Raw genomic sequence first — 23590 nt, forward strand, 5'->3', positions numbered from 1 at the left:
TCGTGCACGCACCGGTCTCCGTCACCGACCCGCACAACTTCACCGCCTGCTGGAGGCATCCGCCGAACTTCCGCCTGCACGTCCCGTTCGACTACCTCTTCATGCCCGCCATCGACATCCTCGACCACATCCGCCAGGACGAAGAGGTGCGCTTCACGATCCTCGGCGACGAGGACTGGCAGGTCCGCATGGACCGCACGGCCGCCTTCCGGACGGCCCCGGTCGAGGAGATCACCACCTGGCCCTTCCGCCTGGTGCACTTCAACCTCTCCCGGTTCTACGGCGAACTCCTGGACGGCTTCCAGGACGAGGTCATGATCCCCTGGCGCACGTACCTCGCCTCCCAGGGATTCACCTGGCAGCGGTGTGCGCCCATCCTCTTCCTGTCTTCCCGGGGAGCCACCTCGACCTACCACAACGACAACTCGCACGGCCTCGTCTGGCAAGTCCACGGCACCAAGACCTTCCACAGCTACCACAACCCCGACAAGCACCTCACGGCCGAAGCCGCCGTCATCGGGGAGACCACCGCCGAGGAACCACCGGCCCACGACGAGGCGGACCGGCAGTCAGTGACCATGCACCCAGGCGACCAGCTGTGGAGCCACGCCCTCACCCCGCACTGGGTCACCACCGAGTCCCCGCTCGCGCTCAGCGTGACCATCTCCCACGGCGGCCTGTGCCACCAGGGTGGCTACGCCGACCGCGAGCTGGCCCTCCGGTCACACTGGGACAAGAACCCGGCCGAAGCATGGACCCTCGACCTGGGCCACACCCGCTACTGAACACCCCCGTGCCGCTGCCCCCACCGCCAGACGGCGGCGGGGGCAGCGACACGTACGCACTCGATCAGGGAGTCAGCCGGTTCGGTCCGCGGAAGAGGAAGGCCGCCTCGCGGATGGAGTCCAGGCCGAGCATGACCATCAGGATCCGCCCGAGGCCGGCGCCGAGGCCGCCGTGGGGCGGGCAGCCGAAGCGGAAGATGTTCAGATAGTCCTGCATGGGCTCGGTGCTCATGCCCTTCTCCTCCGCCTGCTTCAGCAGGACGTCGGAGCGGTGCTCGCGCTGCGCGCCGGTGGTGACCTCCAAGCCCTTCCAGAGCAGGTCGAAGCTGAGCGTCAGGTCCGGCCGGTCCGCCGGGCGCATGTGGTAGAAGGGCCGGATACTCGCCGGGTAGTGCGTGATGAACGCGAACTCGTGTCCGGTCTGCTCCTTCATGTGCGCGGCGATCCGACGCTCACCGTCCGGGTCCAGGTCCTCCTTCACCCCCTCGGGGTCCCACCTGCCGGCCCGCAGGACCTCCTGCGCCTCGGCCATCGTGATCCGCGGGAACGGCGTCTCCGGCACTGCCACCTCGACCCCGAAGACCTCCCGGATCCGCTCCCCGTGGACCTCGGCGACCTTGGCGATGGCGTGGGCGAGCATCTGCTCCTCGAAGGCCATCACGTCCTCGACGTCGTCGATCCACGACAGCTCGACGTCCACACCGGTGAACTCGGTCGCGTGTCGGGACGTGAACGACGGCTCGGCACGGAAGACCGGCCCGATCTCAAAGACCCGGTCGATGCCGGCCGCCACCGCCATCTGCTTGTAGAACTGCGGCGACTGCGCCAGGTACGCCGACCGGTCGAAGTACCCGAGCTTGAACACCTCCGCCCCGGACTCCGAGGCGGTCCCCATCAGCTTCGGGGTGTGCATCTCCGTGCAGCCATGCTCCATGGCGTACTCCCGCAGCCCCTGCTCAAGGGTCGTCTGCACGGCGAACACCAGCTGCGCGGTCTCCCGCTTCCGGACGTCCAGGAACCGCCAGTCCAGCCGGTGCTCGGGCCCGGTGTGCTCGTCGATCGGCAGCGGCGTCTCGGCCAGGTTCAGCACCTCGACCGACTCGGGGACGAGCTCCAGGCCGCCGAGCTTGACCTGGGCCGCGTCCACGACGCGTCCGGTGATCCGTACGGCGGACTCCGGGGTGAGGGACTCGAGCACGGCCTCCAGCGGGCCGTCGTCGCGCTTGTGGGTCACCTGGACCATGCCGGAGTGGTCGCGCAGGATCACGAACTGCATCTTGCGCTGCAGCCGGAGTGCGTTCACCCAGCCGGAGACAGACACGGTCTGGTCGATGTGGCCGCGTAGGTCAGAGGTCAGAACGCGGCTCGTAGTGTGGATCATCGCAGCCCTCCAGGGGCGTCGTCATGATCCCTTGGGAGTGCGGGCGAGAAGGGAACTCGCGGTACCACCGCACTTTCGCTGCCACCCGAGGGTAGCGGCCTCATTCAGCCCTGTGACGGGGGCGAACCGGCGGGGCATTGGGCCAAGCGGCCGTTCCTCCCCGCGCTCGGGAGGGTCTTCACCTCGGGCGCGAGTCCGCCTTCCCAGCTGCTGGCGGCTCTCTCTGCTCGCGTGATCCTTGGCTACTCGTCTCCGTCTACGCGTTGCTCACGAGGATAGGGAGCGTGCAGGGCCGCTGCAACGCAATCTCGGCGATCGCGAAGACTTGGCCGAATGGCGATCACTGGCGGAAACCCACGGGCTGAGATGCCCATGCCAGATAGTCCGAGACATCGGGCCTACCGTGGCTTCATGGATGATCTGCTGGTCGAGCTCGCCTCCATCAAGACGCGGCGCCGCGCACTGCGCTCTGCCGAGTATGACTTGGCTAAGAAGGCCCGAGCGGTGGCCTCACGAGCCTTCATGGAAGGTATGTCGGCCGAGCAGGTTGCAGAGCGTCTCGGCTACAACCTCAAGGTTGTCTTGAAGTGGCAGAAGTCGGCCGCCTCCCCAAGGGAGCAACGGGTGGCACTGATCGAGTGGCGCACCCGGTTGAACCGCGCGGTCCGAGATCGGGATGCGAAGTCGGCCCGCAGACGTCTGCGACTTCTGCGGGCTCACGCAAGAGGCGCCAGAGACGGCTGGAGGGCGCGCGGCCGCACAGATCGTGACGACTGGCAGGGCGACTGTAACATGTGACAAGCACCACAAAGCAGAAGAGGGGTTCTGTGGTACGCGCGCGCACGCGCCCGGGCGCGACCAGGAGCTTTAAGGCGGGAACAACTCAGTCCCTGAGGGCCGCAGTTGGCCTCCAGTCGTGTGCCTAGACTCGGAATGCACCGAGGGCCCCTCCCGACCGGCGCCTCCTACAGCAGACGGTCGAGGGGAGCCCTCTCGCGAGTCACCGTCCATCACAAGACCTGGGGGGACCCGTATGCCTCGCAAGCGTAAGCGACCTGCCTCTAAGCAGTCGCGCGCTCTGGCCATCCGTCCGCGAACCAGCCTCACCGCCGAGCATGCAGGACGCTTCTTTGCGCGACACGCAACGGCCGGACTCTTGACGGGAGCGGCCAGCGCGATCGGCGCACTGCTGGTGAAGTTCTGGCTGGAATGATCTGAGCTCGCGACCTTCAGCTGCTCAGAGGTCCGATTCTGACGAGGCGGCCCGGCCACGGCCAGGCCGCCTCCCCATTCGCCTCATGGCGTCCGTGTTCCAAGCCCAAGAGGGATCCATGTCCGACTATCCGGTCGGCGAGCACGACGGGAAAGGACAGCCGGATAGAGCGCCGCAGCTTGGCCGGTAGCCTTGGGTCATGAGTGGTGATGGGGCTCCCACAAGGGATGGCGCCACTGTGGTCAAGGGAACTGCTGGCTATGCCGAGGCAGCGGACCTGTTGGCCATCCAGTACGAGGCAGTCACCTTCGGCGAAGTCCACTGCGACGTGCTTACGCTGATTCCTGCCGAGCCCGGCCGCATCCTGGATGTCGGCGCCGGCACCGGACGCGATGCCGCTGCGTTGGTGGCCCTTGGGCACCGTGTTGTGGCTGTCGAGCCGACGGCGGAGCTCCGGGTTCACGGACAACGGATCCATGAGGGTAGCGCGATTGATTGGGTCGACGACGTTCTCCCAGACCTGACGCTGCGCCATCACGGCGGCCAATTCGAGGCGGTTTTCGCCACGGCGGTATGGATGCATTTGAACGCTGAGGAACGTTGCCGCGCGATGGCCAGGATCGCCACGTTGCTGGTGCCTGGAGGCCGGTTCTTCGTGAATCTGCGCCACGGCCCGGTCCCCGATGGGCGCCTAATGTTCGACGTGTCGGCTGCTGAGACGGTTGAACTGGGCGGCATGTACGGCCTGCGGGCAATCCACTGCAGTGATCGTCCCGACCTCCACGGCCGCAGCAGCGTCTGGTGGAGCTGCTTGGTACTGCAGATGGCTGGCGTTGATATCGCATTCGACTGAAAGCGAACTTTAGGCGGTCAGGAATCGCCACGCGGAGCCTCGACGTGATCGGGCCCGGCGCTGAGCCAGCCTGGTAGTCGGCGTCAGTCCGACTACCAGGCCTACAACTCTGGGTGACCCTTCAGAGGCCAAGCCAGGGAGCGAGAGAGTCCCAGGCCAGGCCAGCAAGCCTCTGTGAACGTTCCCGGACGAAGTCCACCGTCCAGTCCTCCTCGCGCTCGGCAAGGGCGGCCACCAGAGGCAGGTGGCGAGCCCTTCGAATGATGGCCTCGGCGCCTTCACCGATCTCGATGCCCTCATGGGCGGCTCGCGCCAGGGTCTTCTCTGCCTCCTCCACCGTGGTCGCCGAAAGAGCCTGGAACATCAGACGCTTGATCGGCCAAGAGCGCTGTCGCGCCGAGGAGTTCTCCACCCGAGGTAGCAGCGTGAGGTTCCCCAGCACGTGGACCGTGTTGGCTTCCTCGAAGAGCTTGCTGTCCCACTCGCTCGCACCAGGCCCCTTCGGGGCGACATGCTCGATGGTGGCAAATGCCTCGTCGTGCCAGCGGTGCACGCTCAACGTGCTGAGAAGGTCCTTCCTTCCAGGCATGATCAGCCCAGGCCGCTCGCGATCGGGCGCCGAATCGTTGGACGCGGCGAGCAGCAGGAGCTTGGTCAGCTGGCGTGAGCTCTGGTAGACGGGGACTTCTGCAGCCTTGGCCACCCAGCGGTCCTTCTCGCCCAGGCCCTCCTCCTGGAGGTGCTGGCGCAAGAAGCTGAGCATGTCCTCGACATGCGGCACCTCGGTGAGCTGCCGGCCGAATCGCATGAACCGCAGCCCATCGTTGCCGGAGGCGCACGCGAGCATCAGCTTCCGATAGACGTTGTCGATCCCATTCGTGCCCCCGAAGGCTCCTCGCCAGAGACCGTAGAAGGCGCCGCAGGCACGCACAGCCATCAGGAACTGTCGGGCCCTGTCGTCGATGTCGTCCTGAGCGAGGCGATGCGAGGCGTAGTACCGGGTCAGCGGCGCCACGACGATGTCGTGCTTGGCCTCGCGAAGCACCTGAGCGCACAGGGCAGCCTGATTGCGGAGTTCGTCGTCACTGCATTGGGGCAGCTTGTCCGGCTGAGCCCACGGCCCGGAGACGAATCCAGTTACCTGAGCCAGCGCTTGGAGGAAGGCACGTCGCTCAGTCTGGTCGGCTTCCTTATCGAACGCTGTACGGAGGTAACGGCGCTGCTCGCTGAGGCGCTTACTGAGCTTGTTGCCGTCATTAAGCAGAGCGAAGGGGATGAGGATGTTGTCCGTGGCGGTCTGACGCTTGTCTGCAGACGAGGCGCCTTCAGCGTCGAGGTACTTCTCGATCGTGTCGAAGTGCTTGTACGACTCGGACTCGTGCCACTCCTTCAGAGGCTCGTTCTTTATGGCCTTGGGCTTGAAGGTTTCGATGGCCGTGAGCGGTTGCCCTGTGGTGTTCAGAGCCTCGAACATGTCGAAGCCGTAGTCCTCATGCTTCGAGGTGACGACCGCGACGGTAACGCGGTTGAGCAGGTAGTTGGCGAAAACGATCAGGCGGAGGAGCGTGCCGATCCTGTCATCTTCCCTAGCCGCCTCGATCACGTAATCCGGGAAGGGGCTGTTGAAGAGGGCTTCTTGCAGAATGGCGGATTCCGCCATCGCCTGCCCTGAGGGGAGCTCTGCCTCGTCTTCTTTGGCCTGACGAGACATGGAGACCGCCTGGCGCAGGGTGCGACGGATGAGGGCCCGTGTGAGCTCGAGATGCTTGTGCGCCTGGGCGTTGGCATCTTGGGCATCACCCTCGACGAACGGGGTGTGCTTGTAGTCCTGCGACGTGCTCTCGCCGCGCCGATACCTTCCGTACTGGTGCAGGTAGTACCCGATAGGAGATTCGTACTGAGCCTCGCCCTTGTTGCGGGACCACACATCGTGGAACGAGCGGATCATCCGCGGGTAGAAGCGGAAGTCGCCCTCACCCCAGCGCATGTCCTCCTCGAACGTGTCGGTGAGGCGGACAGTCACGTCGATGGCCTGATTGAAGCACCAGTCCCGGGCATCACCCCCACTCTTGGGGAGCCGATGCGCCCGGGTGCTGATCTCTTCGTGCAGGACGGTGGTCAGCAGGAGAAGCGTGGTCATCCTCTGCTGGCCATCGATGATGCTCATGACCTTCGCCGGCACCATGGGCCGGTGGATGGGATCGACCGTCGTGTACTGAAGGTCTCGTAGCGCGATAACCGATCCGATGAAACAGATCGACGCCGGGAACTTCGTGATCTGGTCGACGCCATGGGCGACGTCCGCAATGAGGCGCTTAACCTTGCTGGCCTCCCAGCTGTATGCGCGCTGGTAAGGCGGGATGTACAGACCCTGTCCAGTCTCGCTGAGGAATTGCGCCACCGTGTAAGGGGCGGCGTCGAAGATCTCGCGGGTTTCCAATTCTGAAGCTCCCGTGCTTACGCGGTCCTGCTTGCCTTTTCGGGCTGTGCGCCGCGGACGCGGCTCGTGAATTAACGAAAGGGGTGGGGGACGGCTGCAGCCCCGCGCCGCCGAAAAGAGTGTCTGCTATGAATCCTGCCGCCCCCCTCGAGTTGTATCTCCCTGTTGGGGCACGCAGCCGCAGCGTGACGCCCCTCACATGCACAGCCTTGATGGCCGCGGTCGTGGAGCTCGGGATCCGCAGCTAACGATCAACTCTAGACCGCAACACTGACGGTGGGGCAGGATCGGAAAATTTCACCCACGGCCCCCACCGCCAACACCAATACATGCCCCTGCCTGCACGGACACCCTCGACGATCACTGCGCGTGATGATCGGCTTTGGTGAGCCTGCTCCGACTGTCGTCGGGGTTGGATAGGATCTCAGTGCACTCCTGGAGGGGCTGATCGGTCTGTCGGGAGCGGTCGCCAGTAGTGCGACGTGCACATCGGGTCAAGAGAGGGCAAGCATGGCAAAGAGTGGGGCTGTAGTGACTGACGTGATCTACCTCGACTACAACGCCACGGCTCCCATGCGCCCTGAGGCCCTAGAGGCAACGCTGGCTGCTCTCAAGAGCGTTGGTAATGCATCCAGCATGCATTACTCGGGGCGGGACGCCGCCGCCAAGGTCGATGTTGCTCGTCGGCAGCTTGCTGAACTGCTTGGCTGCTCACCCGGAGAGATCATCTTTACCTCGGGTGCCACCGAGGCGAACAATCTCGCATTGCGCTCGGCCTACGCGCGCGGAGGCGTGTTGGCGACCACTGCGGTCGAGCATCCGGCTGTCCTTGAAACCGCACGTGCTCTGACCGCAGGCAAGCCCGACACGCTCGTAGTCGTGCCGGTCGACAGTAACGGCATCGCCGAGCTGGAGCCGCTCCACGAGGCTCTTCGTACTCGGGAAGTGGCGCTGGTCTCAGTCATGCTCGCCAATAATGAGACGGGCGTACTGGCCGACCTGGCTGGCCTAGTCACGGCTGCGCATGAGGCGGGAGCCCTCGTCCACACGGACGCTACGCAGTGCGTCGGTCGGCTTCCCGTGAACCTCGCCGACTTGGACGTCGACCTGCTGTCCCTCTCGGCGCATAAGTTCGGTGGACCACAGGGCGTCGGAGCGCTCTTCGTTCGGCGCGGCACGACCTTGCCGTACCGACCGCTGATGATCGGTGGCGGCCACGAACGCGGTTGGCGAGCGGGCACACTCAACGTAGCCGGCATCGCGGGGCTTGGTGCTGCTGCTGAAGCTGCCCGGCTCAAGCTGCGAGCCGAGGCAGTCCGAATTACTGAGCTGCGCAACCGACTGGAAGCCGGACTCCTTGCCCACGTGCCTGACTGCCGGATCAACGGCTCGAGTGTCCCCCGACTGCCCGGAGTGACTAGCGTCACGTTCGCTGGCGTGCAGGCTGACGCGGTTCTCGCCGCGATGCCCCACGTGGCCGCGTCTGACGGCAGCGCGTGCTCCTCCGGCGCGCCGAGCCCGAGTCACGTGCTCCTCGCTATGGGGCGCACCCGTGACGACGCGGACGCCACCATCCGCTTTTCGCTGGGTTATGCCACGACCGAAGAGGATGTCGAACGCGCGATCAAGGCTGCCGTCGGCTCAGTCGCGCAGGTGCGAGCACTGCTGGCCGCCACTGCGGAGCCGTGACCGGCGTTCTCTTCGATACCCCCACCTTCCCCTGAGTTTGCCCACCGAAAGGCATCCCCCGATGTCAGACAGCCGGCTCGCCGAAGCCGTCGAGCTCCACTTCAACCGTCACGAGACCTTTGCTCCGAGGTTCGGGTGGATGCACAAGGCATACATGCAGGTCAAGGACGTTCCTGACATCTTCATCAGGGACGACGCGCGTGTCCGCCTCGGCGTCGGCCGCAACATGGTCAACGCTATGCGGTACTGGTCGAAGGCCTTCAAGCTCGTCCAGGAATATGCGCACGAAGACCCTTCCCAGCGTGCGCACCTTGCTGCACCCACGTGGCGGGCGCGCTGGCTGCTCGACGAGGAAGGGGCAGACCCCTACCTGGAGGACACCGGTAGCCTCTGGCTGCTGCATTGGTGGCTGCTCTCGTCCGAGCCGGGCACCAAATGCATGGCGCCAAGTTGGTATGTGATGTTCAACCTCGCCCCCCGCTCGCGCGTCACTGACGCGGAGATGGAGAGTGTCATCACGCGCTACGTGCGCGAGAACTTCGAGGAGAAGTTCTGGAAGGCCGCGGAGTCGGTCGGTCGTGATGTGGACTGCCTGACGAAGATGTACTCGCAGGACCAGGAGTTCAATCCGCTGTCTCCTGGAAGCTTTGAAGATCTCCTCATGTCGCCGTTCCGCGAGCTTGGACTGCTCGAAGGGCAGGGCAAGGGCAAGCAACGTACCTGGCGTTTCACGAACGGCTCGCGGTCCAATCTCCCGGCGCCGGTCCTCGCCTACGCCTGCCTTGACTACGCCTCCCGGTTCGCCCCAGGTGCTGGTTCGATCTCACTGGCCAGGCTCTCCGCCGAAGAGGGCTCTCCTGGGCGTGCATTCCGAATGCGGGAGCCCGAGCTGACCAAGGCCATCGACTCCCTTGTGGCCGATCACCCCGAACTGCAGATCGTCGAGGCGCTCGGCCAGCGCAGCCTTGCCTTCGCCGGGGCTCCGCAGGCCTTGGCCTGGGACGTGCTGGACGACTACTACGGGCGGGCGCGGGACCGTGAAGGCTTCCCCACTCCCGAGGAGTGGCTCGAGAAGTACCCGGGCCTCGCGAACGGGACTACGAGGCCCACGCGCAAGAAGCCCTCCCGGCAGGTTGACGAGCTGGTATTCGGCGAGGAGAACGCCTGATCATGGCAACGAAGAGCAAGCAGTCCCTAAAGAACAGCGCTACCGCCCAGCTTCCTGCAGGTATCACCCTGGTCGGATCGGAACTGCGGTCCACCAACCTTGAACGCGACGTCCGTGAGCGCCAGCTGAATTCGCCCTACGTCGGTGCGCGCGCTCACGATGTCCTGGAGCGCCTCACGAACGCAGTGGGTGATCTCGGACGTACGCGCGCGTGGTCGTTTACCGGCCCGTATGGCTCCGGCAAGTCCACCCTGTCTAACCTCTTCGACGCGTTCCTCGGCCACGACAAGGCCCGCCGTGCTGAGGCCGAGGCAGCGGTCGCCGCAACGAGCCCTGGCTACGCTGCACGACTGGCCCGAGTGCGAGACGAACTCGCGCCAGGCGGGTTCCTCGGCGCGGTCGCCACCGCCCGACGCGAGCCCCTGGCTGCAACGATTCACCGCGCTTTGCAGACGGCCGTAGAGCGGAGATGGAAGTCACGGCCTCCGAAGGCCGTTGCCCAGGTGCTCGCCCAGTGCTCTGAGCGGGGTGTTCCGACTGCACAGGACCTGGAGGATGCGGTCACGGTGCTGTGCGACACGGCACCGGTCCTGCTGATTCTCGATGAGTTCGGCAAGTCGCTCGAATACCTCGCCGCCGCCGGAGACACTGGCGATGCCGACAGCGATGTGTTCCTGCTGCAGACACTGGCAGAAAAGGGGGCCGGCCGTTCTGGACTGCCCCTGTTCATCTTCACCCTGCAGCACCTGGCCTTCACTGACTACGCGGCACGATCCAGCGCCGTCCAGACTCAGGAGTGGGCCAAGGTCCAGGGTCGGTTCGAAGACATCACGTTTGCGCCGAACCTCGGGGACGCCGTCCACCTGATGCGGCGACGGCTGGACCTGTCGGGCGTCGCGGACGCCGGCCTTGCCCTGATCCAGGAACAAGCGCACGCCGCCGCGGAAGCATGGACTGGTCACGCCCTCAACTCAGTCGTCGACATCTCCGCCGAGACATTCGCCGGCCTATACCCGCTTCACCCACTTACTGCGATCGCCGCCCCGCTCCTTGCATCCCAGATCGGACAGCACGACCGCAGCCTCACCGGGTTCCTCGCCGGCGATGAGCCGAATACCGTTCGACGGTCACTTGAGACGCTTGGGTCCGGTGTGCCCGATCGCGCATCTACGGTGCGCCTGCCTCAGCTGTACGACTACTTTTTCGCTTCCGGCCGGACAACCATCCTTGCTTCCTCCAACGCCAGCCGCTGGCTCGAAGTGGATATGCGGCTGAATGAGGCGCATGGCCTGCCGGCCGAAGACCAGGAAGTCATCAAGGTCATTGGCATCCTGAACCTGATCGATGCGGATGGCTTGCTCCGAGCCACGCCGTCCATGATCCAGTTCGCCCTGAATGACCCGACCGACGCCTCCGACCAGGACCGCTTCGCAGCCTTGCAGGAGCGCCTGAACCGACTCGTCGCGGACGGTTTCGTTGTCCACCGCGCCTACAGCAATGAGTACCGCGTCTGGCAGGGGACCGACGTCGACATCGACGCGCGTGTGCGCGAGGTGGCCACCAGGATTCAGGCAGCCGACGTGGTCGAGTACTTCAGCAAGCACCTCGGTAAGGTCCTGCCCGCCGCTGTGGTCGCCGGCCGCCACAGCCAACGCACTGGCATGCTCAGGTATTTCGTCACTGCCGTCAGTCACGAGGGCGAAAAGATCGATGGGCCGGAGGTCGTCAAGGACGCCGCTGACGGTCTCATCGTCTACCACCTCGGCACGCTGGAGACCCGCCCAGCAGTGAACTCGCCGCTGCCAGTGCTGGTTGGTGTCACGAAGAACCCTGAGGCCGTCCTGCGGGCCGGCATCGACTTGGTAGCGCTTCAGGAGCTCCTCGACGACGACACCATCGATCACGTTGCGGCACGAGAGATCGCTGAACGCGCGGCTGAGATTGCCCAGAGCATTGGAGCCCAGCTCGACGAGGCGTTCAATCCCCGCAGCAGCCAGTCGACCTGGCACCTGTGGAACGCGGGCAGTGATACCGCCAGCGAGTCGACCGCGATCATCGAGGCCCGTAGCTATGCGAGCCTCGTCTCGCAGGCATGCGAGCGCGTTTACCCGTTCACGCCGTGGGTTCGCAATGAGATGGCCGGCCGCCACCAGCTCACCAGCAATGGCGCGCGGGCGCGTCGCGAGGTCCTCACCGCCATGCTCCAGCGGTCGGGGGTCCACATCCTGGGGTTTGACCCGGACAACTACTCCGCGGAACGAGCGATGTACCACGGAGTCGTCGAGTACCTGGGTCTCCACAGGGTCGCGGCAGAGGGTGGAAGTGACACCGAGGGCGACACGATCCTGACCCATGGCATCGCGCGCCCCAGTGCCGATGTGAACGACAGTGTCATGGCTGCCTGGGCGGCGCTCGAGGAAGCGCTCACGAACGCCAAACAGCCCACTCCCATCGTGGACATCTACCACCAGCTGATGGCACCTCCGTACGGAGTCAAGGCCGGCGTTGTGCCGGTTCTGGTGGTTACGGCGCTTATCCTGCGAGGTGAGGACATTGCGCTCTTCGAGGAAGGGAACTACTGCCAGCGCCTGACTCCCGAAATCATTGAGCGGCTCAACGTCCCCTACCCGGACCGGTTCACGGTAAAGGCCGCTCCTGTAGGCCGCGGGCAGCGCCGTCTGGTCGTCGATGGACTCGCCAAGGCACTGGGCGTGGTCCCGCCGCGATCTCGCCTGGTCCGCAACCCCGTTCTCCTCTCGGTGACGCGCACGATCCTTGGGCGTGTGATGGACCTGGAGCCGTACGCGGTCAAGACCAACCGGCTGAGCGAGAACGCCCTGAAGATTCGCCAAGTCCTGGAAGGCGCCACCGATCCGGACAAGCTGATCTTCACGTCGCTTCCCGAAGCACTGGGCCTGGAGCCGATCGCCGCGGACTCGATGAAGGACGAGGGCATCGCCCAGGAATACACCGCGAAGCTGATCGCTGCCCTAGACGATCTCTCCGGCGCGAGCGCCGCGCTTCGCCAGGAGGTCCTGACATCCATCGGCAACGAGTTCCGCCTGCCCACGGAGATCGCAGCACTCCGGTCTGGCCTCAGTGAGCGACTGCACGGCTTCGCCAACGCCCCACTCGAGCTGAACCTGAAGGGCTTCGTTTCCCGAGTCCTCAACGAGAGCTTGGCGGATGAGGATTGGTTGGACCCGATCGTCATTCGTCTGACCAACAAGGCTCTCGGCGACTGGACGGACAAGGACGTTGCGAGCTTCCCTGCCAAGGTCAAGGAGATCGCACGCGCCCTCGAGCGCGTCAGCCACCTCTACGAGGCGCACGACGTCCCCCTCCAGGGGCAGGCTGTCGCGGCTCCGCGTCAGATCGAAACACGTCTGCTGACGCTGACCACTTCCCAGGGCACGGAAGAGCGGACGCTCATCCATATGCCGAAGCAGTCCCGACAAGCTGCCGATGACCTCGTTGTCAGTGTCATCAGGCAGGCTGAGAAGGCACTCGGCCCTGACGGCGCCCGGATCCTCCTCGCTGCCCTGGCGGAACGCCTGGCGGCTGCCGACACCGACAAGGCCCACGAGACGAAGGAGAAGCTGTGAGCGACACCAACGGCTCCGGCAGCAAGAAGCGCCATGTCCTCGGCCTGTCCGGCGGCAAGGACTCCTCCGCGCTTGCCATCCACATGCGCGACCGGGTGCCGGAGATGGAGTACTTCTTTTGTGACACCGGCGCCGAGTTGCCGGAAACGTACGAGTACCTCAATCGCCTCGAAGCCGCGGTCGGTAAGCCGATCGTCCGGCTGAACGCCACTCGGGACTTCGACCACTGGCTGGAGGTCTATCAGGGCACACTCCCCAGCCCTCAGATGCGTTGGTGCACCAAGAATCTGAAGATCAAGCCGCTGGAGGAGTGGGTCGGTGACGATGAGGTGATCTCCTACGTCGCCATCAGGGCCGACGAGAACCGACTCGGCTATGTCAGTACCAAGCCCAACATCACTGCAGTGTTCCCCTTCCGTGAGGACGGGATCGATCGAGCAGGTGTCGACCACATCCTCGAGGAGGCAGGCATCGGTTTGCCGGCCTACTACGAGTGGCGCACTAGGTCTGGCTGCTACTTCTGCTTCTTCCAGCGGAAGCACGAATGGGTTGGACTCAAGGACCGGCACCCTGAGCTGTTCGAGAAGGCAATAGCCTACGAGGAGAAGGTCAACTACCGGCACACCGCCATGCAGGACCGGCAGTACACCTGGTCTCAGGGGGAGTCCCTGCATGAGCTGATAGAGCGCCGCGAAGAGATCGAAGCCAAGCATCAGGGCGCCCTCGAGCGGGCGGCCAAGCGTGTACGACCCAACAGGCCGCTTCTGGAAGTCCTCGCCGACGCGCATGATGAAGACGACGATGAGGCCGGCTGCTCGGTGTGCCATCTCTGAGCTGCCTTGGCTTCAAGGCCACGCTGTAGGCAGGTGGCGGTCGCGTACAACGTGACAGTCGCGCTTCCTTTGCCGATGTGGCCCTACGCCGGCCACCTGCCAACACGGCAGGCCGGTGGAGGCTATCTTTTAGGGGCCCTGCGGGAAGCAGGGCCCCTTTCGACGCTCGGCACGGAGAAGTAGAGGTCATGGCCCCGCAGATGCCGTACCTGGTCGGCCACGCGGAGATCGCCGGTCTCTTCGGCGTCGAGCGCCAGACATCGCAGAAGTGGCGAACCGAAGGGGTGCTTGGCGAGCCCGACCTCGTGGCTTCTGGAAACCCGTACTGGCTGCTCGGGACGGTCCTCCGCCTCGACGGGCACAACGGCCGGGAAGTCTCGGCCGAGCGCCTCGCCCTGTATAAGGAATCTGTTCCCGGCGGCTACGCGCTGGAAGCCCCAGCAGACTTGCCCGTTCTGCTGGGGAGCAAAGAAGCGGCCATGGTCCTCGGCACCGACGAACGGGCCGTTGCCCGATGGAGGCATAGGCGGACAATTGCCGATGCCGACTTGGTGCTGTCTCGGTCGCCGCTGTGGCTGCTAGAGACGATCATGGCAGATGCCGCTGTGCGAGGTCGGCCCGTGATCACGGAGGTAGTCGATGAACTGCGGGCCGGTCGACGGGCTGCTCAGAAGCCACGAGGCCGGAAGGGGTGAGCGCAGTGCCCAGGCCGGAGTCACAGCTCGGATGAAAGACCACGCCCCGATGGCATGGTTTATGTCATGCACCACCCCGCGTCACACACCCCGTCGTCCTCATCGCCTGATGCGGCCGGTCCAGGGGCAGCTATCGCTTCCCTCAGGGGGCGGCCGAACCTACTCAGGTAGACGGGATCACGCCCCAAGGACGCCCTCCGCTGATTGACCAGCTCCTCAACCTTGACCGACTTGGCGAAGAGTTCGGGGTCTGCGGCTCGCTGTTGCCTCCATGCTTCGACCGTCTTGAACGGGCAGAAGAAGCAGGAACTCTTGGGCGGCACCGGCAGGCCGGCCTCGGAGATCAGACGCTCGCAGTCTGATCTCCGAAGTCCCATGTCGAGCAGGGGGTAGTCGATCTCCTCATGCGGTTCTCTCCGCCGTCGGTTGGCCCGGTGTATCTCGTCGACGGAGATTCCGATGGCCACGGTCGCTGGGGTTCCAGCAGTGGCCCCATGCTCACGCAGCCATCTCCCCACCACCCTGATCTTGAAGTCTGCCGTGCACGACCGTCGACCAGGCGCCCCGTTCGCCATCCGCACTGGGATTGGGATCGAACGGAGCTCCGGTCGCGAAAGCCGCTGGAGCAGCGTCTCGGAGGTGCCATCCCGACGGCGACGTTCAAGCGACTCCAGTTGGATGCCCTTCGCCGCGGCGAAGGGCAGAGCAACATCCCGTACGTATGCCAGGGTCGCCGGGTGCTCACTGTCGTTGCCAACGTTGGCGAAGAGGAACGTGCGGTAGTCAATCTCTCTTCGCGCCGCGAGCACGAGGAGCGCGGTGGACTGTACGCCGCCACCGTAGGAGACCACGCGTAGCCCCAGTCGAGGCCCTGCCGAGCCGCTCGACGCTGCTTGATGATCTGACGCTGCGCCTGGTTTGCGAGTCCTCAACTGCCCCATGGCTCCCCCTATGGTTCGACTCCAGCACGATGGAATAATCTATTGACGTTGATCCATTTGGTCAAGTGTTTATCTCCTGATGGAGCGGGGTGATTCAGCGGGAGGGGGCGGCCCGTGTAGGCCGTCGCTTGCCGTGCCGGCGGCGCCTAGTGGGCGTTCTTGGCCGGCCGTGAATCAGGTACCGCTCCGTGAGCGGAGGGGACTCGTCGCCGTGCGCAGGTAGTCGCTGACTCTCGGCTCCACAGGGTCATCGCAGATGGTGGGTCGCCCCCTTTAGTGAGCTCCCCAGCCGCGGTGCGCTTCGGGGCCGTGTGGGCTCCAGCCGTTCAGGTAGGGCGCCAGCTCCTCGGGCTTCGGTTCGCGAGCGGTGGGCATGGCGGGTGGACGGGCCAGTGGGTCGAGGCTCTGAACGTAACGGCGTGCCCAGGCTAGCCACCCTCGTGCCGAGGCCACCGTGGCCTCATCTTCCCCGGCCTCCTCTTCCAGTCGACGCTCCAGGGCGTTGCAGTACGCGCCCAGCTCAGTCGCTTCCTGCCACTGGCGGGCCTGAGCGCGAAGTACCTCAGCAAACTGTTCCTGGGCGGCCAGGTCCTTAGCCTTCTCCATGGCTGCCCGCCAGCGGACCTCGCCTTCGGCCTTCGCCCGCTCTTCGTCCGCCTTGCGCTGGGCGTCCTCTACGGAGCGGGTCTCGATCTCCCGGAGCACGGCTCCCAGGATGTCCTCCAGCACCCAGCGCTTGCGATCGGCCCAGCGGGACTGCCGGCTGGCTTGGCTGTAGCCCAGTTCGATCACGAGGCTCTTGGAGCGCTCTGGTTCGGTGGACTGGGGAAACTCCTGCTGGATCGTGACGGTGTAGGCGAATCCGCCCACGACCAGGTCCAGTTCGCCTTCGCGGCGGGAGTAGCTGGAGGGGTAGTGGCGCCCGTTGTACGTGTAGGCATGGCTGCGGTGGCGGGAGGGGACTTCATGCTCCTTGACCTTGTGCCCGCGGCGTACTGCTTCGGCGGCGAGGCCCTGGAGAAGCAGCAACGATCGGCGGCGCAGAGGGGCCGGCACGACGAGTCGGCCCTCGTCGTCCCTCAGTGCGGCCACGACCGGATGCGGAGAGCGCAACTGAGTGGGCACGTGGACGGGCGGCGCCTCATCAGGCCTCTGCCTCCGTGAGTTGGGGTGTGGGCCCTCGACCAGAGAGATCTGCAGGTCGCGATTCCACATGCGGAGACTCTCGATGCGTTGTCCCTCAGGGACGAGGCTGTGGCGCTTCGCGTAGTCGATCACGCGTCGCCACTCCGTCACCGTGGCGTCGTCGGGCTCGGTGACGGTGACCCGCCTGTCCGTAACGAGTCGCTCGATGAGCTCCTTCGCCTTGGTCCGACGGGCGAGTGCGACTGGCCTGTCGGCGTAGGAGGCGGAGCGGGTGCCCCCTGCCGCCTTCCCCTCGGCGGTCTTCTTTTCGTCGGCGTGCGCGGGGTCGTCCGGGTGGTGGCCGTGCTGGATGTAGAAGGTGCCTGCCTCGGTGACCTGGGCATCTACCTCACCCCCGCTGCGCTTGATCGTCACCAGCCCTCGGTCGCGCAGCGCGTAGGCGGTGCGGAACTCACCGGGGTCCCAAGAGGGCTCCTCGGACTCCTTGCCGCTCGCGAGTCGGCCGAGCAGGGCGAGCTGTCGTTCGTTCAGGGGAGACCAGCGATGCATGGAAACAGCTCACCCCGGAGCCGAGCCAGAGGCAATGACTCGTACGGGTGGTCGCTTCTGGCAGCACCGGAGACCTGCGGGTTCGCGGTCGTCGGACGGCCTGCTTGCGTGAGCGCTGCGTGAGCGGACTGGGTGGCACGGGCGCGGACCAGGTGTCACGGTGATCACGGCCGCAAGCCTCTGATCAGCGGAAACGGGATTCTGCGGCATCGTCCGGCACCACCCGGGATGATCTTGCGGACCCTCGTAATGCGTAGGTCTCGGGTTCGAATCCCGAAGGCGGCTCAGAGAAGGCCCAGGTCACATAGCTTGTGACCTGGGCTTTTGCCTTTCCGCTACGCCCGCGGGCATGTGGCGGCCGGAGCCTGGAACCCCGTGCGTGAGCACCGGATCGGGGGAACTGGCCCCGAGCTACCGGCCAGCGCGAAGGGCGGCGGCCGACTCCAGGAGGCCGTCTCGCTCCAGGCGATCAAGCACATCGCCCGCGACCCCGGGCGGATTTCGCCATGAGTCGGCGATCTGTTGGACAGCGGCAAAGACCCTCTGGCGATCGAGGTCGATCTGGGCCAAAACGAAGTCGTCCGCGGAGACGGCTTCGACGTTCCATGTACTCAGCGTCTCGTCGGGGAAGTCTTTGAGGTTGTTGGTGACGATGAGTTGAGCCCGGGACTTGACGGCGGCAGCGAGTACGTGACGGTCGTCGGCGTCCGGCAGGTCCAGCGCCGACTCCAAGGGCTCGTAGTCCTTGACGAGGCAGTCCCGAACAGCGCGCATCATCAACTCGCGTGTACGGGTCAACCTCGCAGACTCGAGGTCTGGCCTGTTGGCCTGAAGATTCGTGAAGACCTCATCGAGGATCCGTTCGGTCCATTTGGCCTGCACGAGCCCGGCTTGGGCTATGCGGATCAGAAGATCGCGCAGCGTGCTCGGGTACAGGACGCAGGCGTCGTAGACGACGATGAACGCCACGGGGTCAGATCAGCCCCATCTCCTGGTTCAGGGCGGTTAGTTCGTCTGCTGCCGCCCGTCGTTTCTGGTCGTCCTGGCGTTGGTACTCAAGCAGGGACTGCGCCTTGATCCGGCGGTGGGTGCCGACCTTCCGGTAGTCGATTTCGCCGGCGTCCAGCAGTCCGATCAGGAACGGCCGGGACACGTTCAGCATGTCAGCGGCTTGTTGTGTGGTCAGCTCGGCGTGTTCGGGGACGATGGAGACAGCGCGGCCTGCGGCCATGTGGCTCAGTACCGTCGCCAGCAGTTCCACGGCCTCTCGGGGCAGCTCAAGATCGGCATTTGCGTCCTCGATCCGGAAGCGGATCCGTTCGGCGCGAGGAGAGCGCGCGAGGGACCTCTTTACGGGCATCAGGGCCCGGGCCGCGAAGTCGGCATTCGCCCCGGACGGGGGTGTGGGCCGAGCGGTCGACGTGCTCATTGTGTGACCGTCCCTTCGTGTGGCGTCTCAGTCGCGATGAGGCAACCTTTAACCGCATTATCTGCAGCAATCGCAATAACCGCAACACGGTTCGCTCTGGTGTCGTGGTGGCGGGCGAGCGAGGCCGGGCGGGTGCGCGGGGGCTGACCGCGCGGCCGGCTACGGCCTGAGGTAGCGCGTACCCGGTCGGGCTTCAGCCCAGATCGGCGTGCTTCTTCGTGATGCGGGCCAGCCATGCCCAGCGGATCAGCCCCCCGACGGCGAACGAGACGAGGATCGCGCCCCAGTCGATCACGTGGGGGAGGCCAGGGAAAAAGGCGAAGAAGGCGAAGGATGCGCCGGCGCCGGTGAGGAAGGCGGTGATGCCGGCGCGACGGCGCTTGGCTTCCCAGGCGGGTTCCTCGGGGGTGGGATGGTTGGTCATGTGCGGCTCACTTCGTGATGTGGTGGCACTGGCCGGCCCGGCGAACGCCGTTGACGTTGATGTACGCGCAGGCCTTTCCGTAGCGGGGGAGTTTCTGGGGTGCGTTGTCCCGCATCGGGTTGATCTTGCACTCGGTGTGGGTCTTGCCGCGTGAGGTGCGGTAGATCTTGTTGTCGGTGTCCGCGTAGGTGAAGTCGATGCGCCAGTTGCAGAACCCGGCGTTGAGGGCTCCGACGAATCCGCAGTCGACGCCGGCGTTCTGGTAGGTGATGTTCCTGCCGCCGCCGCGGATGATGTGGGTGAACATGCAGCCCGTAGGGACCTTCATCGTGACGCCTCCGACTTGGTAGTCGAAGGTGGCCACGGGCGTCGAGCCGATGGCGCCGGCGTGCGCCTCGGCCGGAGGTAAGACGGCCAGCGCAGCCGTTGCGGTGAGAGCGGCGATGATGCGTGCTGTGGAGCGCTTGCCCATTGGTGTCCCCTTCTGGCGCAGTGTGTCTGCAGATCGGAACTCCTGTTGCTGGCACAGGGTGCTGCCCCCGAGGGGCGGTCCACTATGAAGAGTGATCAGCAGATTGGCGTGCTGACTACCCGTAACCGCGGTCCCCGGATGCTGATCTCATGCGTGAGCGCTGCGTGAGCGGACGGGGTGGCACGGGGTGGATTGGGTGGCACGAGGGTTCGGGTACGTAGGTCCCTGACCTGGGGAAACGGGATTCTGTGGCACCGCCCGGCACTGGCCGGGATGATTTTGTGGGGCCTCGTAATGCGTAGGTCTCGGGTTCGAATCCCGAAGGCGGCTCCATCGAAGCCCAGGTCACGTCATGCGTGACCTGGGTTTTTTGTTGGGTTCTCGGCGGGGCTCCCGGCCTTGTGTCTCAGCGGCGGGCTGTGCTCGTCGGGAGGTTGAACGTGGCCACCGAGCGGTCGGTGTCCGTGTCGACCAGGCGGATCATGACCGGGGTGCTGCCGGCGGCTCCGACGCGCAGGGCGCGCAGGCGGTAGTGCTCGGTGCGGGTGGTGTCGCGGGGCAGCGGGGTGCCGCCGCGCAGCAGCGCGTTCGGCAGGGAGTCGTTGGCGATGCGCAGGGTGGCCGGGCGCCAGGCGCCGGTCGCGGGGTCCTTGCGTTCCAGGACGAAGCCCGGGCCGGGGCCGGTCGGCTCGGCGGTGCCGCCGCCGAACAGGATCTCCATCTGGAACGTCAGCAGCAGGTGGTCGTAGGCCTGGGTGTTGCCGTTGCGGACGGTGACCGTGAACTCCTGGGCGGCGCCCCCGCGGACGAGCGTGAGCCGGCCGCCTCTGGTCTCGACGGACATCGAGGCCCGGGTGGGGGGCTGGGGAGGCCTCGGGGATGGGGTTGCGAGTGGGGTCGGGGACTGGGGTGTGGGGGTCGTGGGGGTGGGCGAGGTGGGTGGTATCGGGGTGGTCGTCGCCGGCAGCGGCGCGGGGGTGGCGGGGGTCGTCGTCGGCGCGGGGGGAGGGGCCGGGGACGAGGTGGCGCGTGGGGGTGCGGGGGTGCTGGAGCAGGCCGTGGTGACCGGCAGGAGCAGGGCCGTGGTGGCGATGGAGGTCAGCAGGGCACGTCTGACGGTCATGGGTGCGGTCCTCCCGCGGTCGGCTGCGCCGCGAACCTAGCAACGCCAACGGGCCGGTGTCGGCGTCGGGGCGGAGACGTTTCGGTCACGGTACGGCGGGATTCGGACATGGGGAGGGTGGGCAGGCGGGTGGGGCGGTCGCCTGTGCCCTATTTGATGCGGATCGCGTACAGCAGGGTCAGGCTCAGCGCCAGCAGGACGGCGGTCAGCGGCCATTGGTGGAGCAGGACCTGGCCGCCCGCGAACAGGAGCGCCGCGCCGTACAGCCCGGCGCAGCCGCCCAGCACGGCCTGGGCCGTGTCGGGGAGACGTACGGCCCGTACCAGCAGGACGAGGGCGACCGCGCACGCCGGGAACAGCCAGGGGTACTCGACCGCCGGACCCTGCCCGAGGACGAAGCGCTGGACCTCGCCGAAGTGCTCCCAGCGCCGCTGGGCGGCGGCGAGCGCGAACGGCTCCTGCCATGCGCCGGCGTACTGCGCCGACGTGGTGAACGGCAGCGGCCACTTGACGAGGACCAGGATCTGCCAGAGCAGGACGGCCAGCGCCCCCGACTGGCCCAGCCGGGCGAAACCCCCCAGGCCGGCCGCGGACCGGGGCGGGCGCGGCGCGACGTACCTCGGCCGGGGCGCCATGGGGGCCGGGGGCGGGGGCGGCGGCGGGGTTCGGGTCGGGGGTGGCGGTGGTGGGGGCGGGGGTGGTTGCGGGGTGGCGCCCGTGCTCGCCTGGGCGCGGGCGCGCCGGGCCGCCCGCATCGCCTCCGTCGTGTCGTCGGCCATCGTGCGCCCCGTCCTCCTATCGCCGGCCGTGGGCGGCCCGGGAGGACCCCGTCCGCCGTCGTTCCGCCAGGGCCTGCTGCTGGGCCCGCGTGATCTCGGAGTCGTCGCCCGTCCCGGCGTAGTCGCCCGGGTCGCTGCGCAGCGCCGGGTTCCCGCACACCGCGCAGTCCGGCCGGCTCCCCGTACGCAGCCACACGCTCTGGAAGGCGTGCTGGCCGGGCACCCCGTCGAGGATCATCGGGAAGAACCAGTGGTCCGGTTCCATGCCGAACTGGACCATGGACAGCCCCTCCCGCAGCGGCATGCTCAGGAACCCGCCGATCCGCTCAGGTCCGTCCGGCTCGTGCAGCAGCGACAGCGCGACCTTCGCGGCGGAGGAGGCCAGGTGCTGGATGTCCGGCAGCAGTCCGGGTACGGCGTACGTCCGGCCCGTGCCGTAGTCCGTACGGGGCTGGTGTCCGAGGTCGCCCAGCCGCTCGCGCACCCCGCCCGTCGCGCAGGACCAGCACGGCGAGCCGGGCGTGGTGTACACGATCTCGCCGCCGGCCGCCCCCTCGTACAGGCCGACGAAGACCGCCGGGCGGCCGACGAAGTAGCTGAGGTGGTTGAGGCGTTGCTGCGCCGCGTTGTCGTCGGTGGCGGCGATCACCAGGTGGGCGCCGGCGATCAGCTGCTGCCAGCTGTGGTTGTCCAGGCGCGCGACCTCGTACGGCCGGACGTCGACCGACAGCTTCCGGTTGATCCGGCGCAGCCGCCGCGCGGTCACCTTGGCCTTGTTGCGGCCGATGTCGCGTACGCCGAACAGCGCGCGCCCGACGTTGGACGCCTCGACCCGGTCGGGGTCCACCAGGGTCAGCCGGCCGATGCCGGAGCGGACCAGGACGTCGGCGAGGTAGCTGCCGACCGAGCCGACGCCGACCAGCAGGACGTGGGCGCCGGCGAGTTCCGGGGAGAGCAGGCCGCCGGTCCGGGCGAACAGGCCGGCGTGGACCGCCCGGCTCCGCCCGATGCCGAGCCGCAGGGCGCGCCGGCGCAGCCATCCGGGCGGGTGCTCGGGCGCGATCGGGGTCGGAGGGTCCGCTGCCGCCCGTACCGGGGGACGGGTGGGTTCCGCTTCCGCCTGGGCGGGGGCGGGGAGTGAGGCCGGGGCCGGGGTGGGGGGTGCCGCCATCGGGTTCTGGTGCCGGTCCTGCTCCCCGTCCGGTTCCGGGCGGAGCTCCGGGGCGGGCGTCGTCAGCGTGGCCGGCAGGGGGGTGAAGGACGGCTGGGCCTGGGTGTGCGGCTCGTGGAGGGCGTGACCCAGGCGTTCCAGTTCCGGTATCCGGTGGTCCCACACCAGTTCCCGTACGCTCACCTCCCGCGCGCCCCGCGACCGCGCCCCCGGGTCGTGCCCCGCCGGGCCCTCCTCCAGCAGCAGGGGCGCGGTCACCGGGAAGTCGGGCGTGACGAACAGGTGCCGCTGGGCCCCGGTGTGCGGGTCGGCAGGCAGCGGGATCCGGACCCCGTCGACGCCGTTCACGCGGTCGGTGACCGGCAGGTCCGGTGTCCAGGGCAGGCCCGCCTGCCGTACGGCCGCGGCCAGCGGGACCACCACCGGCCGCATGGGGTCCAGCCGTACGCCCCGGGCCGCCCAGACGGCGCCGAAGAACGACATCCGCGCCGTGTCCGTGAACAGCTCGTGCGGCCGGCCGGGGGTGTGGACGTCGTGCGTGACGATCGGGGCGATGTAGCGGCCGAGTTCGGAGACGGACTCCAGTGTGCGGCCGTACTCGCGGTGGTCCTGGCCCGAGGGGTGGGGCATGCCCAGCGGGTGCGAGTGCACGATGCCCTTGAAGCGCTCGGTGCCGCTCGCCTCCCGCCGGACGATCTCCTCCAGCAGCCAGGACGTGTTGCTGTACTCCACCCGCGTCACGTGCGCGTGCGCGTCGTGGACGAAGGCGGTCAGGACGTCCCGGCCGCGCAGCCCGAGCAGGGCGCCGCCCTGCTCGGGCCGGGTGCGCCCGATGTCCGTCCCCACCTGTTCGATGACGTAGTCGAAGACATGTACGGGCAGCACCGCGGGCGC

20 protein-coding genes are annotated in these 23590 nt (G+C 66.7%); 9 read left to right on the plus strand and 11 right to left on the minus strand.

Annotated features, from left to right (window positions below):
- The first annotated feature begins 2 nt into the window (after positions 1 to 2).
- Positions 3 to 785: a hypothetical protein gene (locus tag ACIPXB_RS07060; RefSeq protein WP_401445517.1), complete on the plus strand. Its 783-nt coding sequence runs from the start codon at positions 3 to 5 to the stop codon at positions 783 to 785.
- A 64-nt stretch (positions 786 to 849) separates the two neighbouring features.
- Here the strand turns inward: ACIPXB_RS07060 and aspS are convergent, their stop codons facing one another.
- The gene (gene aspS, locus ACIPXB_RS07065) at positions 850 to 2166 is read right to left on the minus strand and encodes an aspartate--tRNA(Asn) ligase (protein ID WP_401445519.1); all 1317 of its coding nucleotides are present in this window, start codon (positions 2164 to 2166) and stop codon (positions 850 to 852) included.
- Between the two features lie 411 nt (positions 2167 to 2577).
- Here aspS and ACIPXB_RS07070 point away from each other — a divergent pair, with 411 nt between their 5' ends.
- Both ACIPXB_RS07070 and ACIPXB_RS07075 read left to right on the plus strand, forming a co-directional pair.
- The gene (locus ACIPXB_RS07070) at positions 2578 to 2964 is read left to right on the plus strand and encodes a hypothetical protein (protein WP_401445521.1); all 387 of its coding nucleotides are present in this window, start codon (positions 2578 to 2580) and stop codon (positions 2962 to 2964) included.
- Between the two features lie 614 nt (positions 2965 to 3578).
- Positions 3579 to 4232 carry a class I SAM-dependent methyltransferase gene (locus ACIPXB_RS07075; protein WP_401445523.1) on the plus strand — a complete coding sequence of 218 codons (654 nt, stop codon included), beginning with the start codon at positions 3579 to 3581 and terminating at the stop codon, positions 4230 to 4232.
- A gap of 121 nt (positions 4233 to 4353) precedes the next feature.
- Here ACIPXB_RS07075 and ACIPXB_RS07080 read toward each other — a convergent pair whose 3' ends face one another.
- Complete coding sequence (locus ACIPXB_RS07080; protein WP_401445525.1) at positions 4354 to 6672, minus strand: DUF262 domain-containing protein; 2319 nt, start codon at positions 6670 to 6672, stop codon at positions 4354 to 4356.
- A gap of 540 nt (positions 6673 to 7212) precedes the next feature.
- On the opposite strand from ACIPXB_RS07080, the gene ACIPXB_RS07085 reads away from it, so the two are divergent.
- The 5 genes from ACIPXB_RS07085 (at position 7213) to ACIPXB_RS07105 (ending at position 14662) form a co-directional block, all read left to right on the plus strand.
- Positions 7213 to 8361: a cysteine desulfurase family protein gene (locus ACIPXB_RS07085; protein ID WP_401445527.1), complete on the plus strand. Its 1149-nt coding sequence runs from the start codon at positions 7213 to 7215 to the stop codon at positions 8359 to 8361.
- 61 nt (positions 8362 to 8422) lie between these two features.
- A complete protein-coding gene (locus tag ACIPXB_RS07090; RefSeq protein WP_401445530.1) occupies positions 8423 to 9529 on the plus strand; it encodes a DUF4007 family protein in 1107 nt (368 codons plus the stop codon).
- 2 nt (positions 9530 to 9531) lie between these two features.
- Entirely contained in the window at positions 9532 to 13134 is a 3603-nt protein-coding gene (locus ACIPXB_RS07095; protein ID WP_401445532.1) for an ATP-binding protein, read from the plus strand.
- A complete protein-coding gene (locus ACIPXB_RS07100; protein ID WP_401445534.1) occupies positions 13131 to 13967 on the plus strand; it encodes a phosphoadenosine phosphosulfate reductase family protein in 837 nt (278 codons plus the stop codon). The genes ACIPXB_RS07095 and ACIPXB_RS07100 overlap by 4 nt, the downstream gene beginning before the upstream one ends.
- 188 nt (positions 13968 to 14155) lie before the next feature.
- Positions 14156 to 14662, plus strand: a complete 507-nt coding sequence (locus ACIPXB_RS07105; protein ID WP_401445537.1) for a hypothetical protein — start codon at positions 14156 to 14158, stop codon at positions 14660 to 14662.
- Positions 14663 to 14721: 59 nt separating this feature from the next.
- Here ACIPXB_RS07105 and ACIPXB_RS07110 read toward each other — a convergent pair whose 3' ends face one another.
- The 7 genes from ACIPXB_RS07110 to ACIPXB_RS07140 form a co-directional block, all read right to left on the minus strand.
- Entirely contained in the window at positions 14722 to 15513 is a 792-nt protein-coding gene (locus ACIPXB_RS07110) for a phosphoadenosine phosphosulfate reductase (RefSeq protein ID WP_401445539.1), read from the minus strand.
- A 363-nt stretch (positions 15514 to 15876) separates the two neighbouring features.
- Positions 15877 to 17298 carry a hypothetical protein gene (locus ACIPXB_RS07115; RefSeq protein ID WP_401445541.1) on the minus strand — a complete coding sequence of 474 codons (1422 nt, stop codon included), beginning with the start codon at positions 17296 to 17298 and terminating at the stop codon, positions 15877 to 15879.
- A 411-nt stretch (positions 17299 to 17709) separates the two neighbouring features.
- Complete coding sequence (locus tag ACIPXB_RS07120; protein WP_401445542.1) at positions 17710 to 18267, minus strand: PIN domain-containing protein; 558 nt, start codon at positions 18265 to 18267, stop codon at positions 17710 to 17712.
- 4 nt (positions 18268 to 18271) lie between these two features.
- The gene (locus tag ACIPXB_RS07125; RefSeq protein WP_401445544.1) at positions 18272 to 18727 is read right to left on the minus strand and encodes a helix-turn-helix domain-containing protein; all 456 of its coding nucleotides are present in this window, start codon (positions 18725 to 18727) and stop codon (positions 18272 to 18274) included.
- A 193-nt stretch (positions 18728 to 18920) separates the two neighbouring features.
- Positions 18921 to 19151, minus strand: a complete 231-nt coding sequence (locus tag ACIPXB_RS07130) for a hypothetical protein (RefSeq protein WP_401445546.1) — start codon at positions 19149 to 19151, stop codon at positions 18921 to 18923.
- 7 nt (positions 19152 to 19158) lie between these two features.
- A complete protein-coding gene (locus tag ACIPXB_RS07135; RefSeq protein WP_401445548.1) occupies positions 19159 to 19623 on the minus strand; it encodes a hypothetical protein in 465 nt (154 codons plus the stop codon).
- A gap of 406 nt (positions 19624 to 20029) precedes the next feature.
- Positions 20030 to 20467, minus strand: coding sequence for a hypothetical protein (locus ACIPXB_RS07140; RefSeq protein ID WP_401445550.1), 438 nt, complete (start codon positions 20465 to 20467; stop codon positions 20030 to 20032).
- 67 nt (positions 20468 to 20534) lie between these two features.
- On the opposite strand from ACIPXB_RS07140, the gene ACIPXB_RS07145 reads away from it, so the two are divergent.
- Complete coding sequence (locus ACIPXB_RS07145; RefSeq protein WP_401445552.1) at positions 20535 to 20786, plus strand: hypothetical protein; 252 nt, start codon at positions 20535 to 20537, stop codon at positions 20784 to 20786.
- Positions 20787 to 20895: 109 nt separating this feature from the next.
- Here the strand turns inward: ACIPXB_RS07145 and ACIPXB_RS07150 are convergent, their stop codons facing one another.
- Positions 20896 to 21525: a hypothetical protein gene (locus tag ACIPXB_RS07150; RefSeq protein ID WP_401445553.1), complete on the minus strand. Its 630-nt coding sequence runs from the start codon at positions 21523 to 21525 to the stop codon at positions 20896 to 20898.
- Positions 21526 to 21541: 16 nt separating this feature from the next.
- Positions 21542 to 23581, minus strand: coding sequence for a HesA/MoeB/ThiF family protein (locus ACIPXB_RS07155; RefSeq protein ID WP_401445555.1), 2040 nt, complete (start codon positions 23579 to 23581; stop codon positions 21542 to 21544).
- Between the last annotated feature and the right edge of the window lie 9 nt (positions 23582 to 23590).

Origin of the sequence: Streptomyces sp. NPDC090022, from assembly GCF_044748145.1 — a bacterium.
Classification (GTDB): Bacteria; Actinomycetota; Actinomycetes; order Streptomycetales; family Streptomycetaceae; genus Streptomyces.

Coding starts and splice junctions, on each gene's coding strand:
- ACIPXB_RS07125 (WP_401445544.1), bottom strand. CDS start 18,727: ATGAGCACGTCGACCGCTCGGCCCACACCCCCGTCCGGGGCGAATGCC.
- ACIPXB_RS07150 (WP_401445553.1), bottom strand. CDS start 21,525: ATGGCCGACGACACGACGGAGGCGATGCGGGCGGCCCGGCGCGCCCGC.
- ACIPXB_RS07135 (WP_401445548.1), bottom strand. CDS start 19,623: ATGGGCAAGCGCTCCACAGCACGCATCATCGCCGCTCTCACCGCAACG.
- ACIPXB_RS07075 (WP_401445523.1), top strand. CDS start 3,579: ATGAGTGGTGATGGGGCTCCCACAAGGGATGGCGCCACTGTGGTCAAG.
- ACIPXB_RS07095 (WP_401445532.1), top strand. CDS start 9,532: ATGGCAACGAAGAGCAAGCAGTCCCTAAAGAACAGCGCTACCGCCCAG.
- ACIPXB_RS07070 (WP_401445521.1), top strand. CDS start 2,578: ATGGATGATCTGCTGGTCGAGCTCGCCTCCATCAAGACGCGGCGCCGC.
- ACIPXB_RS07105 (WP_401445537.1), top strand. CDS start 14,156: ATGGCCCCGCAGATGCCGTACCTGGTCGGCCACGCGGAGATCGCCGGT.
- aspS (WP_401445519.1), bottom strand. CDS start 2,166: ATGATCCACACTACGAGCCGCGTTCTGACCTCTGACCTACGCGGCCAC.
- ACIPXB_RS07140 (WP_401445550.1), bottom strand. CDS start 20,467: ATGTCCGTCGAGACCAGAGGCGGCCGGCTCACGCTCGTCCGCGGGGGC.
- ACIPXB_RS07130 (WP_401445546.1), bottom strand. CDS start 19,151: ATGACCAACCATCCCACCCCCGAGGAACCCGCCTGGGAAGCCAAGCGC.
- ACIPXB_RS07115 (WP_401445541.1), bottom strand. CDS start 17,298: ATGCATCGCTGGTCTCCCCTGAACGAACGACAGCTCGCCCTGCTCGGC.
- ACIPXB_RS07090 (WP_401445530.1), top strand. CDS start 8,423: ATGTCAGACAGCCGGCTCGCCGAAGCCGTCGAGCTCCACTTCAACCGT.